This is a genomic window from Aliisedimentitalea sp. MJ-SS2 (genome assembly GCF_032586155.1).
Classification (GTDB): Bacteria; Pseudomonadota; Alphaproteobacteria; order Rhodobacterales; family Rhodobacteraceae; genus JAWHTC01.
In genome coordinates this window covers 1,002,923-1,019,290 of record NZ_JAWHTC010000002.1, presented here as the reverse complement: position 1 = coordinate 1,019,290, position 16,368 = coordinate 1,002,923, and the positions used below count along the sequence as shown (strand labels likewise).

The 16,368-nt window shown below is 58.5% G+C and carries 17 protein-coding genes; 13 read left to right on the top strand and 4 right to left on the bottom strand.

What is annotated here, in order from left to right; genetic code table 11:
- Positions 1–84 precede the first annotated feature (84 nt).
- The 7 genes from rbfA to RXV86_RS11500 all read left to right on the top strand — a co-directional run bounded on the left by rbfA (position 85) and on the right by RXV86_RS11500 (position 5,635).
- Positions 85–480, top strand: a complete 396-nt coding sequence (gene rbfA / locus RXV86_RS11530; protein WP_316299748.1) for a 30S ribosome-binding factor RbfA — start codon at positions 85–87, stop codon at positions 478–480.
- 4 nt (positions 481–484) lie between these two features.
- Positions 485–1,210 carry a phosphodiester glycosidase family protein gene (locus RXV86_RS11525; RefSeq protein WP_316299745.1) on the top strand — a complete coding sequence of 242 codons (726 nt, stop codon included), beginning with the start codon at positions 485–487 and terminating at the stop codon, positions 1,208–1,210.
- 64 nt (positions 1,211–1,274) lie between these two features.
- The gene (gene truB, locus RXV86_RS11520; RefSeq protein ID WP_316299743.1) at positions 1,275–2,189 is read left to right on the top strand and encodes a tRNA pseudouridine(55) synthase TruB; all 915 of its coding nucleotides are present in this window, start codon (positions 1,275–1,277) and stop codon (positions 2,187–2,189) included.
- Between the two features lie 108 nt (positions 2,190–2,297).
- Positions 2,298–3,050 carry a carboxyltransferase domain-containing protein gene (locus RXV86_RS11515; RefSeq protein WP_316300258.1) on the top strand — a complete coding sequence of 251 codons (753 nt, stop codon included), beginning with the start codon at positions 2,298–2,300 and terminating at the stop codon, positions 3,048–3,050.
- A complete protein-coding gene (locus tag RXV86_RS11510; RefSeq protein WP_316299741.1) occupies positions 3,047–4,066 on the top strand; it encodes a biotin-dependent carboxyltransferase family protein in 1,020 nt (339 codons plus the stop codon). Before RXV86_RS11515 ends, RXV86_RS11510 begins: the two co-directional genes overlap by 4 nt.
- Positions 4,067–4,069: 3 nt before the next feature.
- Complete coding sequence (locus RXV86_RS11505) at positions 4,070–4,828, top strand: 5-oxoprolinase subunit PxpA (RefSeq protein ID WP_316299738.1); 759 nt, start codon at positions 4,070–4,072, stop codon at positions 4,826–4,828.
- A gap of 63 nt (positions 4,829–4,891) precedes the next feature.
- Positions 4,892–5,635, top strand: coding sequence for an SDR family NAD(P)-dependent oxidoreductase (locus RXV86_RS11500; RefSeq protein WP_316299735.1), 744 nt, complete (start codon positions 4,892–4,894; stop codon positions 5,633–5,635).
- Positions 5,636–5,886: 251 nt separating this feature from the next.
- Here the strand turns inward: RXV86_RS11500 and RXV86_RS11495 are convergent, their stop codons facing one another.
- The 4 genes from RXV86_RS11495 to RXV86_RS11480 form a co-directional block, all read right to left on the bottom strand.
- Positions 5,887–6,195, bottom strand: a complete 309-nt coding sequence (locus RXV86_RS11495; RefSeq protein WP_316299734.1) for a hypothetical protein — start codon at positions 6,193–6,195, stop codon at positions 5,887–5,889.
- A 15-nt stretch (positions 6,196–6,210) separates the two neighbouring features.
- On the bottom strand, positions 6,211–8,040 hold the full coding sequence (locus RXV86_RS11490; RefSeq protein ID WP_316299732.1) for a Na/Pi symporter: 1,830 nt from the start codon (positions 8,038–8,040) through the stop codon (positions 6,211–6,213).
- 19 nt (positions 8,041–8,059) lie between these two features.
- Positions 8,060–9,634, bottom strand: a complete 1,575-nt coding sequence (locus RXV86_RS11485; RefSeq protein WP_316299730.1) for an anion permease — start codon at positions 9,632–9,634, stop codon at positions 8,060–8,062.
- Between the two features lie 585 nt (positions 9,635–10,219).
- Entirely contained in the window at positions 10,220–11,116 is an 897-nt protein-coding gene (locus RXV86_RS11480) for a LysR family transcriptional regulator (RefSeq protein WP_316299728.1), read from the bottom strand.
- A gap of 97 nt (positions 11,117–11,213) precedes the next feature.
- Here RXV86_RS11480 and RXV86_RS11475 point away from each other — a divergent pair, with 97 nt between their 5' ends.
- From RXV86_RS11475 to RXV86_RS11450, 6 genes are all read left to right on the top strand, one after another.
- Entirely contained in the window at positions 11,214–12,398 is a 1,185-nt protein-coding gene (locus tag RXV86_RS11475) for a lipid-transfer protein (RefSeq protein WP_316299726.1), read from the top strand.
- A 2-nt stretch (positions 12,399–12,400) separates the two neighbouring features.
- Positions 12,401–12,868: a MaoC family dehydratase N-terminal domain-containing protein gene (locus tag RXV86_RS11470; protein WP_316299724.1), complete on the top strand. Its 468-nt coding sequence runs from the start codon at positions 12,401–12,403 to the stop codon at positions 12,866–12,868.
- A 12-nt stretch (positions 12,869–12,880) separates the two neighbouring features.
- Positions 12,881–13,294, top strand: coding sequence for a MaoC/PaaZ C-terminal domain-containing protein (locus tag RXV86_RS11465; protein WP_316299722.1), 414 nt, complete (start codon positions 12,881–12,883; stop codon positions 13,292–13,294).
- 41 nt (positions 13,295–13,335) lie between these two features.
- A complete protein-coding gene (locus RXV86_RS11460) occupies positions 13,336–14,466 on the top strand; it encodes an acyl-CoA dehydrogenase family protein (RefSeq protein ID WP_316299720.1) in 1,131 nt (376 codons plus the stop codon).
- 9 nt (positions 14,467–14,475) lie between these two features.
- Positions 14,476–15,297 carry an SDR family NAD(P)-dependent oxidoreductase gene (locus tag RXV86_RS11455; protein ID WP_316299718.1) on the top strand — a complete coding sequence of 274 codons (822 nt, stop codon included), beginning with the start codon at positions 14,476–14,478 and terminating at the stop codon, positions 15,295–15,297.
- A gap of 420 nt (positions 15,298–15,717) precedes the next feature.
- Positions 15,718–16,368, top strand: a complete 651-nt coding sequence (locus RXV86_RS11450; protein ID WP_316299715.1) for a GntR family transcriptional regulator — start codon at positions 15,718–15,720, stop codon at positions 16,366–16,368.

The following is a 16,368-nucleotide window of genomic DNA, read 5'->3' as shown; positions in this document are numbered from 1 at the left end:
TTTGCTCCTATGCGTTGGCTAGGGCTTTCCTTAGCCTAGCTGCTTGCGCTTGGCAAAGGTCCGACAAAGGCTTATGTCCGGCGCATGGCAAAGAACACATTCCAAGATGGCCCCGGGCCCAGTCAACGGCAGCTTCGGGTGGGTGAATTAATCCGACGCACCCTGTCCGAGGTTTTGGCGCGTGGCGACGTGCATGACCCCGAATTGAACCGGCTGTCGATGACGGTGGGCGAAGTGCGGACTTCGCCCGACCTGAAAATCGCGACGGCCTATGTATTGCCGCTTGGCGGGCAGGGGCAGGAAGACGCGGTTGCCCTGCTGGCTCGCAACCGGGGCGAGCTGCGCCGGTTGATCGGCAAAAAACTGGCGATGAAATACACACCCGACCTGCGCTTCCGGCTGGATGAAACCTTCGACCAGATGGACGAGACCCGGCGGCTTTTCAGTGACGAGCAGGTGCGCCGGGATATCGAGGGTTAGGCCCATGTGGCGGGTTTTGACATTCCTATTGCTGGCGGCAGGACCGGTTGCCGCAGTGGAGTGCCAGGATGTCAAGTTTCAGGACGATCGTTATACCCTGTGTGAGGTGGATGCCGAGAAGGAAGAACTGCGCCTATTTCTGCGCGACCCGAGCGGCACGCTGTATGGCCACTTTCATTCGCTCGAGACCACACTTACCCAGACGAAAAAGACCCTGGGCTTTGCCATGAACGCTGGCATGTATCACGACGACCGCGCGCCGGTGGGTCTTTATCTTGAAGAAGGCCAGCAGGTGCAGAAGCTGATCACGGCCAAGGGGCCGGGAAATTTCGGGATGCTGCCCAACGGGGTTTTCTGTATCCGCGACAGCCGCGCGGACGTGATCGAGACCAGGCGCTTTGCCAAGACCAAACCGGACTGCCGCGGTGCCACCCAATCGGGGCCGATGCTGGTCATAAATGGCAATCTGCATCCCAGGTTCCTTAAGGACAGCAGCAGCCGCTATGTGCGCAACGGGGTTGGGACATCGGAGGATGGCAAACGGGTGGTTTTTGCCATCTCGAACCATCCGGTGACATTCTATGAATTCGGCATGCTGTTCAAAGAGGGGTTGGGCCTGCCGCAAGCGCTCTATTTCGACGGAAATATCTCGCGACTTCATGCGCCGGATCTGGAGCGGTCGGACCCCGGGTTTCGGATGGGGCCGATCGTGGGTGTTGTTGGCGACTGAGGCTTGTTGACGGGCCAGATGCGCTAGGTTACCCAGCGCGCCTTATCAAAAGGGACCGTATTTCATGGGACGCAAACGCAAAGGGCGCGACATCTCCGGCTGGCTGGTTGTCGACAAACCCGCCGGGATGACCTCGACTGCCGTGGTGAACAAGGTGCGGTGGGCATTTGACGCCAAGAAAGCCGGGCATGCCGGTACGCTTGACCCTGAGGCGACCGGCGTTTTGGCCGTGGCGCTGGGCGAGGCGACCAAGACGGTGCCCTATATCACCGACGCGCTGAAGGCGTACCGGTTCGAGGTGCGGTTCGGGCAGGCGACCAATACGGATGATGCCGAGGGCGAGGTGATTGCGCGCTCGGATGCGCGGCCCAGCGACGATGAGATCATCGAAGCGCTGAACGGGTTCCTTGGCGACATCATGCAGGTACCGCCCAAGTTCTCGGCGGTGAAGATCGACGGGCAACGCGCCTATAAACTGGCCCGCGCCGGTGAAGATGTCGAGATCGAGGCGCGACCGCTTTGGGTGGACGAGCTGCTGCTTGCGGATCGGCCGGGACCCGACAGCGCCATTTTGGAAATGACCTGCGGCAAGGGTGGCTATGTGCGCTCGATTGCGCGCGACCTGGGAGAGGCGCTGGGGTGTTACGGTCATGTCGGTTGGTTGCGCCGGGTCTGGTCGGGGCCGTTTGAGGCAGAGGACGGGATCACGTTTGCACAGATCGAAGAGCTGGCGAAAACGCCGGAGATGGACGAGTGGCTGCGCCCCTTGGAAGAAGGCCTGGCCGAACTGCCCGAGGTCAAGACGACCGAGCAGGGGGCCGCGCGGCTGCGCAATGGCAATCCGGGCATGGTGATCCCGGCGGACGTGGACTATGGCGATGAATGCTGGGCCTCGCTGAATGGCGAGGCGGTTGCCGTCGGGATTTACAAGTCCGGAGAACTGCATCCGAGCCGGGTTTTTGTCCGGGCTGCACAGTAACAGTCTCTAACATGGCCTGAATGGCTTGATTTGGTCCCGCTTTGCGCGGGGCTTTTCTTTGGGCACCGGATAGGGAAAGATTGCGGTTGAAAACGCGAAGGAAACGCCCTGACCCAGCCTGATGAAACACCAGCCCCCGAGATCCTGCCGCTGGGTGCGGACGGGCTGTTGGTGCGGTTTTCGACACGGCTGGATGACGCGGCCAATCGCGCGGTTTTGGGCTTTGCCGATTATCTTGACGAAGCGATGCCCGAGGGCGTGGTTGAGATGTCGACGACGCTCTCATCGGCCTATCTGCGGTTTGATCCGGATCGGACGGATCGAACGCGGTTGGCGGCCCGGTTGAAAGCCTTGTTGGGACAGACGGATTGGTTGTCCCTGCCCGAAGAGGCTCCGAAACGGCGTTGGCATATACCGGTTGTGTTCGGCGGTGAAGATGGCCCGCAACTGGCCGATACTGCTGCTCTGTTGGGAATGCGCGAGGAACGGGCGGTGGCCGATCTGCTGGCGCACCCGGTACGGGTTCTTGCCATCGGATTTGCGCCGGGACAGCCCTATCTTGGGATGCTGCCCGAGCGGTGGGACATTCCACGGCTGCAGGAGATTAACCCGCAGGTACCTGCCGGAGCGCTTGTGGTCGCCGTGCGGCAGTTGATCGTGTTTGCTAATGCGTCACCCACCGGATGGCGGCAGGTGGGGCGGTCGGCGTTCAAACCTTATCGCGCCGGAGCGGCAGAACCGTTTCCCTTGCTACCCGGTGATGTGCTGCAGTTTGCGCAGGTGTCGGCGGAGGAGTTCGACCGCATCGAACGCGGCAACGCAGACGGGTTCGGTGGCGCGCGACTGGAGATCACGGAATGAGTCGCCTGAGTGTTCACCGCGCCGGACCGGCGATGTCGGTTCAGGACCTAGGGCGCACAGGCACGCTAAAGCTAGGCCTGTCGCGGGGAGGCGCGGCTGATCGGCGGGCGATTCTGGAAGCGGCGGCATTGCTTGGGCAGACGGCACCGCAGGCTGCAATCGAAATGGCTGGTATGGGCGGTACGTTCAGCGTTGATGAACCGACGCGCATCGCCCTGACCGGCGCGCAGATGCGCGCTACATTGGACGGTGCGCCGCTGGCGTGGAATGCCAGCCACCTGATCCCGCCCGGTGCAATGCTGGAGATCGGACCGGCAACCGCAGGGGTGTACGGGTATCTTAACCTTGCCGGAGGATTGGCAACGACAGAAGTGCTTGGCAGTCGGTCTACACATCTGATTGCGGGGTTGGGGGGATTGTTGAAGACCGGGGATGAACTGGCATTCGTTCCGGATGGGGACATGACACATGTTCAGATGATGCTGCGCCCCGAAGGCCGGTTCTCGGGCGGTGCGATCCGAATTGTCGAAGGGCCACAAACCAGTCTCTATTCCAGCGAAACGCGGGCGCGGTTTAGTGAAACCATGTTTCGAAGATCTACCCACGGCAACCGTCAGGGGATCAAGCTGGAACAGGATGGAATATCGTTCCAAACTGATGGGCAACTGAATATCGTCTCGGACATGATTGTGCCCGGTGATATCCAGATGACCGGCGATGGCGTGCCGTTCGTCCTGTTACCGGAATGCCAGACAATTGGCGGCTATCCCAGGATCGGAACCGTGATCCCGGCTGACCTGCCCAAAGTGGCGCAGGCGGCGCCCGGAGTGGCGTTGAAATTCGAGTTCATTTCCTTCGAGGCCTCGGACAAGCTGTTGATCAGCGAGACCGAGGAATTGCGCCGGTTGCGCGGTCATGTGCAACCGATGCTACGCGACCCCAATGACATTGCCGATCTGCTTGGCTATCAATTGATCAGCGGCGCCACGGCGGGCGACGATCTTGAAGGGGCATGAAACATGATGACGACGGTCGATCTCAATTCCGATATGGGCGAGGGGTACGGCCCTTGGACGATGGGCGATGATGCGGCGCTGCTTGATGTGATCACCTCGGCCAATATCGCCTGCGGGTTTCATGCGGGCGATCAGGACGTGATGGCCAAGACCATGACTATGGCGATCGACAAGGGTGTCGGCATTGGCGCACATCCCGGGTTTGATGATCTGCGCGGGTTCGGGCGCCGTCGGTTGCCACGAACCCATGACGAGCTGGCCAATATGGTGGCCTATCAACTCGGAGCGGCACAGGCGATGGCCAAGGCCGCCGGGGGCCAAGTGCGGCATCTGAAACTGCACGGGGCGCTGGCTAACATGTGCTCGGAAGACCTGGACATGGCGCGAGCCTGTTACCGGGCGGCGCTGGCGGTGGACCCGGATATCGTCGTGATGGTTCTTGCCGCAACCGCGCAACAACAGGCGATGGAAGAACTGAACGGGAACTGGGCGGGCGAGATTTTTGCCGACCGGGCCTACAATGACGACGCCACTCTGGTGGACCGGTCGCTGCCCGGCGCAGTTCTGCATGACGCGGCGACGGCGGCACCGCGTATCCTGAAAATGCTGCGTGAGGGCGCGATCATCGCCGAATCAGGCAAGCGTATTCCGACGCGGATCAACACGGTCTGTTTGCATTCGGACACGCCAGAAGCTGTGGCCATGGCACGCGAATTGCGAAGGCATCTGACCGATGCGGGTATCACTTTGGCCAAGCTGTGACGGCGCGTTGTGATGGACCCATGTGCACCTAGTGGCTAGCCTCTTCTCACGAGGAGACGGCGAATGGCACAACTGGACGGCAAGACAGCATGGATAACCGGAGGCGGGAGCGGCATCGGTGCCGCTGCGGCCAGGTCTTTGGCAGAAGCCGGGGCCGACATCGTCGTATCCGGGCGGCGCTCTGAACCACTAGAAACCATAGCAGAAGAGATCAGATCATCGGGAGGCAAGGCGCGCACGCTCGTGCTGGATGTATCCGATGCAGTGGCAGTTCGAAACGCAGTCGATGCAATCGGGCCGGTCGATATTCTGGTGGCCTCGGCAGGGTTGAACGTACCGGGACGGGCCATGGACAGGATCAGCGACGAGGATTGGTCTTACGTCGTCGACATCAATTTGAATGGGGTATTCCACACAGCACGCGCTGTATTGCCCGGGATGCGGCAAAAGGGCGATGGGCTGCTAATCTTGATTTCAAGCTGGGCCGGGCGCTATGCCTCGCGGCTGACCGGGGCGGCATATAACGCCACCAAGCGTGCGGTCATCGCGCTTTCCGAATCCATCAATGAGGAAGAGGGCGCGCACGGCATTCGATCTACCGTGGTGATGCCGGGCGAAGTCGTCACCGACATATTGAAGTCAAGACCAGTTCCGCCCAGCGCGGAAGAACAGGCACGCATGCTTAAGGCCGAGGATTTGGGTGCAACCATAAGGTTTTTAGCTGAACTTCCGTCTCGTGCTTGCATAAATGAATTGCTGATCTCACCGACCTGGAATCGGTTTTACCAGGGGTTTGACGAGGCTTGATTGCCTGGTAGCGCCGGGCCGCGGTCGGGTTGAGCCGCGCGGCGCAGGCGGGGAATTTGCCGACCACCAAGTCGACAAATACCGACGTCCCAGATCGCGCCAAGGTGAGCTTGCATTGCAGGCGCCGGGATGTCGGCTTTTCGCGACATCGCAACTGACCCGCTGGAAACACAAGGGACAAATGCGCACTCATTGCCAAACAGGTTTACGTCTTGGGTGTGAGCGCCAGCTTGGCCAGAGATTAATCGCGCCTACTGTTTGCTTATCTCCTCCAACAACCACCGGGCGCGGGACTGTTGTTCGTGCAAAAGACCCAGCTTGCGTTCAAGGCGCTCGATCTTGGATTCTTTTTTCGTGTCCTTGATTTCGGCTCGAAGAAGCACTTCCTTCTTCGCAAGCTTGCCGATCACCTTTTCAACGTGAGAAGGCTTGATTTTTTGCGCCTTACCTTTGGACAGGCGCTTGAAGTATTTGTCGAGCTTTTCGACACTGTTCTCAAAATCCATGGCATCCACCCTTGCGTGGTCGCCCGTGATACGGGCGCATTGTAACAGTTGCATGACAGGCTAGGCGGGTCATGGCGCGGATTCCCCTTTGTCATCTCTTAATGCGCTCAATACAATCGAGCTCAACTCGTCATCCTCAAGCGCCAGAATGCGTTCGACTTCGGCCATCGCATCTTCGGTTTCGATGTAATACGTGCGCGCCGCACCCAGAAGGTCGCGCATCGCCGAATAGGCATAGTTGGAATCGTTCAGAAACGATGTTGCCATAAAGGCATCGAGATCGTGGTTGCGGATCAGCGTCTCAACCGCGCTGTTTGTTGCCCGCGCATCGCTTTCGACCTGAATACGCTCCTGATCCAGCCAAAGACTAGACCGATCCTCGGGATCCGCCAGATCAAGCTTGCGAATTTCCACCAGAATTCGCGCAATTTCGGTGCGCAGTACGTTGTAGAGATCTGTGACCAAGCCTTGCTGGGTTTCCGTGTACTGAATCGCATTTGCCCGAAGGTGCTTGACAGATTTGACGGCGCGGACAATCCGACCCGCCACATCGCGCAGCGAATAGATGTCCTGCATGACGTCTTCGGGCATGTCCTTGGCGCCCACCCGTGTGGCGAACTCGACGATAGCGGAATAAAGCGTTTTGATCCGCGCTTCGTAACGTTCATCGATATCAAACTCGACCGGTTCCCGGCTTGCCTCAACGGTGGCGGCGATATCCTTGGCAGAGTACAGGTCGTGTCGGTGTAGGTTGAGCCCATGCACGATAAGCTCGGCCGCGTTGTCATAAAGATGTTTGACTTCGCGGCGCATGGCAATCTCGATGGTTTGGGGGAACTCATCGACCGCCTCGGAGAGGTATTTCGGTTCGCTCAAATCTTCTTCGGGCTGGGCAATGGTGCGTTCAAGGAAACCGATCAACCACTTCAGAAGAGGCAGCATGATGATCACGCCGAGTAGGTTGAAGATGGTGTGGAACACCGCCAGCTTGAGCGCGTAATCGGTGTCAGGAATACCGACCCCGGCCGAAACGAAATCGACCGCCAGGCGCAGTGGGCTGATGAAAATCAGGGCCACGCCTGCCGTCATCATATTGAAGATCAAGTGCGCCAGCGCCAGCCGCTTGCCCTGATAGTTGGCCGTAAATGAGCCAATGATCGCTGTAATCGTCGTGCCGATGTTGGCCCCGATGGCCAGTGCCAGGGCGTTTTCGTATGAAATCTGTCCCGCCGCCAATGCTGTGATGATCAGGACCATCGTGGCATGGCTTGATTGCATCACCACGGTCGCAGCGGTGCCGACCAGGGTATAGACTACCAGCCCCAGCAAACCTTCCAGCGCAAACCGCGTCAGGTCGAACTGGTCCTTGAAGGCCTCGAACCCTTCTTTCATGTGGTGGATGCCAAGGAACAGGAATCCCAACCCGGCCAACACGAACCCCGCGCCGCGCCAGTATTTGTTCTTCTGGAACACCAGAACGATGCTGATCGCCAGCATCGGCAGGGCATAGGCCGAGATCTTGACCTTGAGGCCGAAACCCGCGACCAGCCAGGCACCGGTGGTGGTGCCGATGTTGGCACCAAAGATGATGCCAACCCCACCCAACAGCGAGATCAACCCGGCGGACAGGAAGGAAATCGTGATCACCGAGACCAGTGAGCTTGATTGCATGATCGTCGTTGCAACGATTCCGAAGCCCAATGACCGGGGAACAGAACCTGTCGCCCGTTCCAGGGCTTTTTCTAGAAAGCCACCGCTGAATAGTTTGAAACCGTCTTCCAACATCAACATGCCAAACAGGAAGATCGCGACACCGGCCGCGATCTCCTGAAAGTCGCTGCTGGCCCAGAAGCCGAGGCTCAGGACCAGCAGGATAACCGGTAGGAGGAGTTTTTTCATCATGTGGTGATCGGGCCCCTCATGGCAGCATCATGCCGCGCAGCACAAAGTAGAACAGTGCCGCAAGGAAAGCCGATACCGGTACGGTGATGATCCAGGCCGAGACGATCTTGAGCAGCGATGCGCGATGAACCAGCTGCCGCTTCAGAGCTTTTTGCAGTTCCTTGCGTTCGGCAGCGTCAATGACCGCTTCGGGACCCATCTTCTTCAACTCGTCAAGAATCCGCTGTTTGTCTTCAGGCGGCGCATTTTGGAACGTCATCAGAACCTGTTCGGCCACCGCAAAGTCTTTCTCACCTTTGTGTTGAACCAGTACGTCCTCGACGACTTTGCCAAGCCGCGTTTCCAGGAATTCACGCAGGAACCCGACCCCGAACACGGCCCCCAGGGCGACGTGGGTCGAGCTGATCGGCATGCCCAGCTGGCTGGCAATGATCACTGTGATCGCGGCGGCCAATGCGATGCAGAAGGCGCGCGAGCGGTCCAGTTCGGTGATTTCTGAGCCAACCGTCCGGATCAGCTTGGGACCGAACAGGGCCAATCCGACCGAAATACCAATCGCCCCAATCACCATCACCCACAATGGTATGGCCACCTTTGAGCTTCCGCCTTCACCAGCGGTCAGCGCATCGACGACACCAGCGAGCGGGCCAACAGCATTGGCCACGTCATTGGCACCATGGGCAAAGCTGAGAAGAGCCGCCGAAATGATCAGCGGTATGGTGAACAGCCTGTTCACGCCGTTGCGGTTGTTTTCAAGCGTTGGCGCCACCTTGTTGATCATCGGCCGGACGATGACAATGATCGCCAGACCGGCCACCAGGCCAATCAACATGGCGGTCGGGAAGTCGATTTTAACCAGCTTCTTGATGCCTTTGAGCGCAATGTAGGTTGTGAACGCCCAGGTCATGATGCCGATCATGAACGGCACAACCTTGCGGGCGGCCTCGACCGGTTCGGATTTGAAAAAGATCGTTTTTTTGAGGCTATAAAGGAACAGGGCAGCGATGACCCCGCCGGTGACCGGTGAGACCACCCAACTCAGAGCGATCTTGCCCATCGAGCCCCAGTTCACCACATCCCAGCCAGCCGCCGCGATTCCGGCGCCCATTACGCCGCCAACGATTGAGTGAGTGGTGGAAACCGGTGCGCCCAGCCAAGTGGCGGCGTTGAGCCACAGAGCAGCCCCGATCAGCGCCCCCATCATCACCCAAATGAACACATCCGGGTTGTCCACATTGGCGGGATCAATGATGCCCTTCTTGACTGTCGAAACAACGTCACCACCTGCGATGATGGCGCCGCCGGCCTCGAACAGGGCGGCAATCATGATTGCGCCGGTCAGGGTCAGGGCATAGGAGCCGACCGCTGGTCCAACATTGTTGGCGACATCGTTGGCACCGATGTTCATGGCCATGTAGGCCCCGATCACCGCGGCCGCGATCAATAGATAGAGCTGGTCCACGTGATCGAAAGTCGTACCCGTATAGATCACAACGCCGACGACAAATAGAATCGCGGTTCCCAAGCGCCCGACCTCTGATCGGCTGATATCGGTCGCACTTTCAATTTTTAGGTAGTCTTTGACTTTCATGAACAGTCCCCCTCCCAAGTTTCCAGGAAATCTCGATGCTTCTCGGCGCCCAAGCAGGCCCAAGCTCATCCACATAATCAGCTCTCAAAACAGAGCAAAAATGACCGGATTCCGATATGCGACAGATCAAAGGGCACCAAAAAAAATTCTGCCGATGCCTCGTTGCCACCGTGTCCGATGGTGGAACCCCAACTTTGTGGTTTGAGCAAGTGTCTGTCATGGGCGTATCTGGCCGGTTCCGCGCCACCGCAGCATCATACGAATTGGGCTCAAAGGCGTCGCTCTCTGCAAATCGGTTGGATGCACGTTTGGGCCGGGAACAACCTCAATCTGCTCACCGGTTTTCCCTTGCGGAACTGATCATTGGGCAATGTTGTGTTGCCGCTGGGGTGCGGGGGGCGGATCGGAGGAAGATCCATGCAAGCAGCCAATTAACCATCAATTCGCGTATGATTGGATGTGGTTAACAACCACCTAGGCTTGGCGCTGTTCAGCCTTTCAATGAACATCAAACTCCGTGTTTGCCAACTAATCAAATGGAAGGCGGCGGACGACTACGCTGCTGATCAAATCAGAGCGCACGCATCATCCGGTAGGCGGAAATTCATACAGCCGATCAAGAAACCTTGTCAGCGCCCTGCCTATCCGCTGCGACTTTTGCCACGCAACAGCCATGGGCAACGCGCCGCCCATGTCAAAGTCAAGGATACTGAACCGGCGTTTGAAACCGCGGCTTTCGGCAAAGTTTCCAAGCACCACTCCTACTGCGTCAGAGCGTTCGACGACCCTCGCGGCAATGGTGTAAGTTTCGATCACGTTCAAGCGACCAAGCGGATTGCCACCCAGGAATTCCAGAACATTCAGCAGGGGCGTAACCAGCGGCCCTTGAATATCGGGAACGATGATCGGATAGGCGGCGATGTCCTGTGGTGAAAGACGCGTCGTGCCTTGTAGGGGATGCCGGTGCCTCCCATAAAGAAAGGGGCGCATCGGCGGGAGCTCGGAACAGACAAAACCCGGCTCGGTCTCCAGAGCCGATTTTGGCCCGACCAATACATCGATATCCCCTTGCCGAAGCAACATGATCCCGGTTTCCAATGGCCCCCCGCGCATGTGCAACCGGATGTCCGGCCACTCGACGAGAAGAGATTCGACCGACCGGTTCATCAACCCTTCCAGCGAAGCCGGGGCAACCGCGATGCGCAACAGCAGGTCCCTTGTCCGGCGCCCCTCCCTCATGTCCGAACCGAGCCGGTCAACGTCCGACAGGATACGTGCCGCCCGGTCGACAAAGTCCCGGCCGGCCGATGTTGTCGATACGCCATGGGCGCGACGGTCAAACACCGCGAATCCCAGGTCGTTCTCGATATCGGCAACAGCTTTTGTTACCGCCGACTGGCTGATGTTCAGCCGTTTGGCCGCAGCAGACACTGAGCCCGCACGATCGACGGCAACGACATATTTCAATTTCTTGAAATTCATCAGCCCATTCCAGTTTTCGATATCACTGGAGATTATTCTATTTGTCAGATGGAGAATAAGCCACGATTATCTTGTCAAACCAAAGGGGAGATGGACAATGAACACCAAGACGGTTGTTGCAGGCATCGGCATGACAAAATTCGCCAAACCGGGTGCGTCTGACAGTTATGACGTCATGGCGGCAGCCGCGATCCGGCAGGCCCTCGACGATGCCGGTCTGGATTATTCAGATGTCCAACAGGCCTATGCCGGATATGTATATGGCGACAGCACCTGTGGGCAGAAAGCGCTGTATCATGTGGGCATGACCGGTATTCCGGTGGTCAATGTCAACAACAACTGTTCCACCGGGTCGACCGCTCTGTTTCTGGCGCGCCAGGCCATCGAGCACGGGATCGCCGATTGCGTTCTGGCCGTGGGATTTGAGCAGATGAAGCCCGGCGCGCTGGGCAATGTCTATACCGACCGACCCAGCCCGTTTTATGATTTCGACGCGGCCTGTGACACGCTGGTCGGCAATGGCGATATCCCGCTTGCCCTGCGCTATTTCGGTGGGGCCGGAAAATCCCATATGGAAAAACATGGCACCACGATGCAGGATTTTGCCCGCATCCGCGTCAAGGCCAGCCGCCATGCCACCCGTAACCCACTGGCGTTGTTTGACCGCGAGGTCTCGGTCGATGAGGTCATGCAGGCCCCGGTCATGTGGCCCGGCGTGATGACCCGTCTGATGGCCTGCCCGCCGACCTGTGGCGGTGCGGCGGCCATTCTGTGCAGCCCCGAATTTGCCGCAAAACATGGGATCAACACGACAGTGACCATCAAGGCGCAAGCGATGACAACCGACACGGCCTCGACCTTTGATACAAACGACATGATGCAGGTGGTGGGTTATGACATGACTGCTGCCGCCGCGTCGCAAGTTTATGAGGCCGCAGGCATCGGCGCAGAAGATGTCGACGTGGTCGAGCTGCACGACTGTTTCGCCCACAACGAGCTGATCACCTACGAAGGTCTCGGCCTCTGCCCCGAGGGCGGCGCCAAGAAGTTCATCGCCGATGGTGACAACACCTATGGCGGCAAATTCGTCACCAACCCGTCGGGCGGGCTGCTCTCCAAGGGGCACCCGCTGGGTGCAACAGGTCTTGCCCAATGTTATGAGCTGACGCATCAGCTTCGTGGCACGGCAGACAAGCGTCAGGTCGAAGGCGCACGTACGGCGTTGCAGCACAACCTGGGTCTTGGCGGTGCCTGTGTGGTAACGCTTTATCAGGCGGCCTAATCGTGGCCCGTTTCAACCGCGACAGCGAAGGACAGGTCAGCGCCCCTGTCCCTGTGGATGTTGAGCGCGGTGCGCTTGTGTTCTTCTCCGAGACCATTGGCGAGACCAACCCGATTTACGTCAACCCCGGCGCGGCGCGCGCCGCTGGCTATCCCGATGTCGTCGCACCGGCCACCTATGCCGTAGTTCTCGACATGGCCGCGGCGCATGAAACCCGGCGCACCGGCGGAACCGACATCCTGACCCGGATCGGTGCAGATATGCGCCGGTTGCTGCACGGAAACGAGGCCTACGAATACCACGGGCCAATCTTTGCAGGCGACCGGGTGACACTGTCTACGCGGGTCAGGGGCTTTTCAGATGCCAAGGGCGGAAAACTGGAATTTGCGCATCTGGAAACCACAATCACGCACAAGGAACGTGGCCCCTTGGTCACCGTCCGGCGCGATCTGATCCACCGGCTTGGATAAGGAGCGCATCACATGACACACCCTTCAACCGCACAGGTTGGTGATCGTCTGCACGAACACCGTTTCGGCCCGATCACCCGTACCACCCTGGCGCTTTATGCCGGGGCTTCTCAGGATCACAATCCGATCCATGTCGATACCGACTTTGCCGCCAAGGCCGGTCTTGATGATGTCTTTGCCCATGGCATGCTGTCGATGGCGCAGCTCGGCCGTCTTGTGAGCGACTGGGCCGGTCAGGACAACCTGTGCAATCTGTCCACCCGGTTTACCGCCATCACCCCCGTGGGTGCGACCGTGACCTGCACCGGAGAGGTCATTGAACGCAGCCGGCGTGACCGCGAGACAATGCTGAAAATCGATCTCAAGGCGACGATCGACGATGGCACGGTAACCCTGACCGGTTCCGCTCTGGTCCGCGCCGCCTGAATAGACAACAGAAAGGTACTTCCATGCCAAACCACGCCTGGATGACAGAAGATCATCGCGCCTTTGCCGACAGCGTCGCACGCTTCTTTGCCGAGGAATTCGAGCCCAATCGCGAGCAATGGACCGAAGATGGGATGATCCCGCGGTCGTTCTGGGAACAGGCAGGAGAGCTGGGCGTCCTGGGTGCTACCATCCCCGAGGAATATGGTGGATTGGGCCTTTCACGGCACTTCGATACGGTCAGCTATCTTGAACAGACCAAGGCCGGAGACAGCGGTTGGGGCCTGTCGGTGCACAACATTGCCACCCACTATATCCTCGCCTTCGGGACTGAGGATCAGAAACATCGTTGGCTTCCAAAACTGGCCACGGGTGAACATATTGCCGCCATCGCCATGACCGAACCAGGTACCGGTTCGGACTTGCAGGCGGTCAAGACCACCGCGATCAAGGATGGCAATGAATATGTCATCAACGGTTCCAAAACCTTCATCACCAACGGGGCCAGCGCCGACATCCTGGTCCTTGTCGCCAAGACTGATGCCAAGGCCAAATCCAAGGGCGTATCGCTGCTGATCGTCGAGACGGCAGACCTGGATGGCTATAGCGTCGGACGCAAGCTCAAGAAGATGGGCATGAAGCGCAACGACACTGCCGAATTGGCGTTTGACGATGTGCGCGTTCCGCAAACCGCGCTTCTGGGCAGCGAAGAGGGTCAGGGGTTTTACCAGCTGATGAAACAGCTTCCCTGGGAGCGTCTGCTACTAGGCTACATGGCGCTGGGTGCCTCGCAATGCGCGCTCAAGGTCACCTTGGAATACGTGCGCGAACGTAAAGCCTTTGGAAAGCGCGTGATGGATTTTCAGAATACCCGATTCAAACTTGCCGAAGCTGCCACCAAGATTGAGCTTTTGTCTGCCTTCCTCGACACATGTCTAGACGAGTTGGAAGAGGGCAAGCTGACCCCGGAAAAGGCCGCTATGGCCAAATGGTGGGGTAGCCAGACTCAATGCGAGATCGTCGACGAATGCCTGCAGCTGCATGGCGGCTACGGCTACATGAGCGAATACCTGATCTCGGAACTCTACGCCGATGCCCGGGTCCAGAAGATCTATGGCGGAACCAATGAAATCATGAAAGAGCTGATCGCTAGGTCGCTCGATATCGACTGAGGATAACTCATGAAACTTGAGAACAAGACCGCCTTCGTCACCGGCGCAGGGCGCGGCATCGGACGTGCCGTAGCTTTGAAATTGGCCGCCGAGGGTGCCAATATCGTGGTCAACGACCTTGACGATGAGCCCGCCGCCGAGGTGGCCGCCGAAATCGCCAAGCTGGGCCGAAAACCGGTCACGGTTACCGGCAGCGTCGTCGAGCCCGGCTTTGCCGAGCGGTTCATCCAGGCCGGGATCGATGCCTTTGGCGGCATCGACATCATCGTCAACAACGCTGGCTATACATGGGACGGGTTGGCCGCGAAAATGACAGACGAACAATTCGATGCAATGATGGATGTCCATGTTAAGGCGCCGTTTCGTATCCTGCGTGCAGCAGCAGGACATATCCGCGGATACGCGGAAGTCGAGGCCGCGGAGGGACGTGAAGTATTCCGCAAGGTGGTGAACATCTCTTCCGTGGCCGGCCTTGGCGGCAACGCCGGCCAAGCAAACTATTCTTCGGCCAAATCCGCCGTGCTGGGTCTGACCAAGACCCTGGCCAAGGAATGGGGTCGAATGAAGGTCAACGTCAATTGCGTGGCCTTCGGCTATATTGCCACCCGCCTGACCGAGCCGACCGATGAAAAGCAATCCATCGAAGTTGACGGCAACATGGTCGGTGTCGGCATCCCCAGGAAGGCCGCCAGCGCCTTTGCCTCAATGGTCCCGCTTGGCCGTGCTGGCACGGTCGAAGAGGCAGCAGACGGCGTTTATCTGTTCTGCGCTCCGGAATCCAACTACGTATCCGGCCAAACACTGGTCGTTGGCGGCGGTATGACTCTTTGACTTGGATTGCGGCCGTTTTGACGCCGGTGCCAAACAGCCGCTTCGGTCCGCTTAGTCATCATTCCGGCTTCCGGCTTTTTTGAATTTCACGAATGTCTGCCATGGGAAATCTTGGTAGCGGCTGTCGCGACGATAAACTGGCAATGGCCGTCCACATTGGAACAGACACTCACCTGTCCGGTTATAACTCCGCGCCGCCGCATGGCGGCTTCGAGCCCTCTTTGGCAAATGCTGAATGACGCGCTAGCGAGTCCAAGGCGCTCAAAGCTGCCATTGCCCCAATTCACCCGCATAAGCGGACGCCACAGGTTACCTGTTCAGTCAAATCCTGAAGTTTTTTCAAAGCCCCACTGTTGTTGTCGTTGGCCAAGTTGACAGGACAAGGTTGCATTGCATGACGTTCAAGGCATATTTGCCGACATGGCTGGGCAGACCGAAGCAATCCTCAATCAGATCCTCGAAAGCATCGACCGGGGAGACCTCAATCCGGGCGATCCAATCAAAGAGCAAGCGCTGATCGCAACCTACGGCGTATCACGAACACCGTTGCGCGAAGCAATCCTGCGGCTTGAAACCATTGGGCTTGTCGTGCGTCAGCCAAGGAAAGGGGCTACGCTGTTCAAACCGACGCTGGAAGAGTTCCTGGCCATTTTGGAAGTGCACGCCAAGCTTGAGGGGCAGGCTGCCGGGCTTGCAGCGCGGCGCCATGGGCGCGAGGATATCATCAAGTTGGAAGCGGTTGTCCTCGCATGTGAACGCCATGCCGAAAAGCACGGCGATCGAAACCCGGATGGGTATTACCAGTTCAACTTGCGTTTCCACGAGGCGGTCGCACTCGCCTCGCGAAATCCCTTCCTTCTGGACATGATCAAGACCAATGCCCGCAAGCTGATTGCCTATTATCGTGCTCGGTATAAGTACTCTGGCGCAATCGCGGCCTCAGCGCGTGATCATCGCACCCTGTTCGAACTAATTGCCGCCGGCAAATCCGATGAAGCCGAAAACTTCATGGCCAAGCACGTTCAGTTTGATGAGATCACGGCCATGGATCTGCTCGCGGCACGCGACTAA

Excerpts from the sequence above, each read along its gene's own strand:
- RXV86_RS11460 (WP_316299720.1), top strand. The coding sequence starts at position 13,336 with ATGACAGAAGATCATCGCGCCTTTGCCGACAGCGTCGCACGCTTCTTT.
- RXV86_RS11455 (WP_316299718.1), top strand. The coding sequence starts at position 14,476 with ATGAAACTTGAGAACAAGACCGCCTTCGTCACCGGCGCAGGGCGCGGC.
- RXV86_RS11490 (WP_316299732.1), bottom strand. The coding sequence starts at position 8,040 with ATGAAAAAACTCCTCCTACCGGTTATCCTGCTGGTCCTGAGCCTCGGC.
- truB (WP_316299743.1), top strand. The coding sequence starts at position 1,275 with ATGGGACGCAAACGCAAAGGGCGCGACATCTCCGGCTGGCTGGTTGTC.
- RXV86_RS11450 (WP_316299715.1), top strand. The coding sequence starts at position 15,718 with ATGGCTGGGCAGACCGAAGCAATCCTCAATCAGATCCTCGAAAGCATC.
- RXV86_RS11510 (WP_316299741.1), top strand. The coding sequence starts at position 3,047 with ATGAGTCGCCTGAGTGTTCACCGCGCCGGACCGGCGATGTCGGTTCAG.
- RXV86_RS11525 (WP_316299745.1), top strand. The coding sequence starts at position 485 with ATGTGGCGGGTTTTGACATTCCTATTGCTGGCGGCAGGACCGGTTGCC.
- RXV86_RS11485 (WP_316299730.1), bottom strand. The coding sequence starts at position 9,634 with ATGAAAGTCAAAGACTACCTAAAAATTGAAAGTGCGACCGATATCAGC.
- RXV86_RS11480 (WP_316299728.1), bottom strand. The coding sequence starts at position 11,116 with ATGAATTTCAAGAAATTGAAATATGTCGTTGCCGTCGATCGTGCGGGC.
- RXV86_RS11505 (WP_316299738.1), top strand. The coding sequence starts at position 4,070 with ATGATGACGACGGTCGATCTCAATTCCGATATGGGCGAGGGGTACGGC.
- RXV86_RS11475 (WP_316299726.1), top strand. The coding sequence starts at position 11,214 with ATGAACACCAAGACGGTTGTTGCAGGCATCGGCATGACAAAATTCGCC.
- RXV86_RS11465 (WP_316299722.1), top strand. The coding sequence starts at position 12,881 with ATGACACACCCTTCAACCGCACAGGTTGGTGATCGTCTGCACGAACAC.
- RXV86_RS11500 (WP_316299735.1), top strand. The coding sequence starts at position 4,892 with ATGGCACAACTGGACGGCAAGACAGCATGGATAACCGGAGGCGGGAGC.
- rbfA (WP_316299748.1), top strand. The coding sequence starts at position 85 with ATGGCAAAGAACACATTCCAAGATGGCCCCGGGCCCAGTCAACGGCAG.
- RXV86_RS11495 (WP_316299734.1), bottom strand. The coding sequence starts at position 6,195 with ATGCAACTGTTACAATGCGCCCGTATCACGGGCGACCACGCAAGGGTG.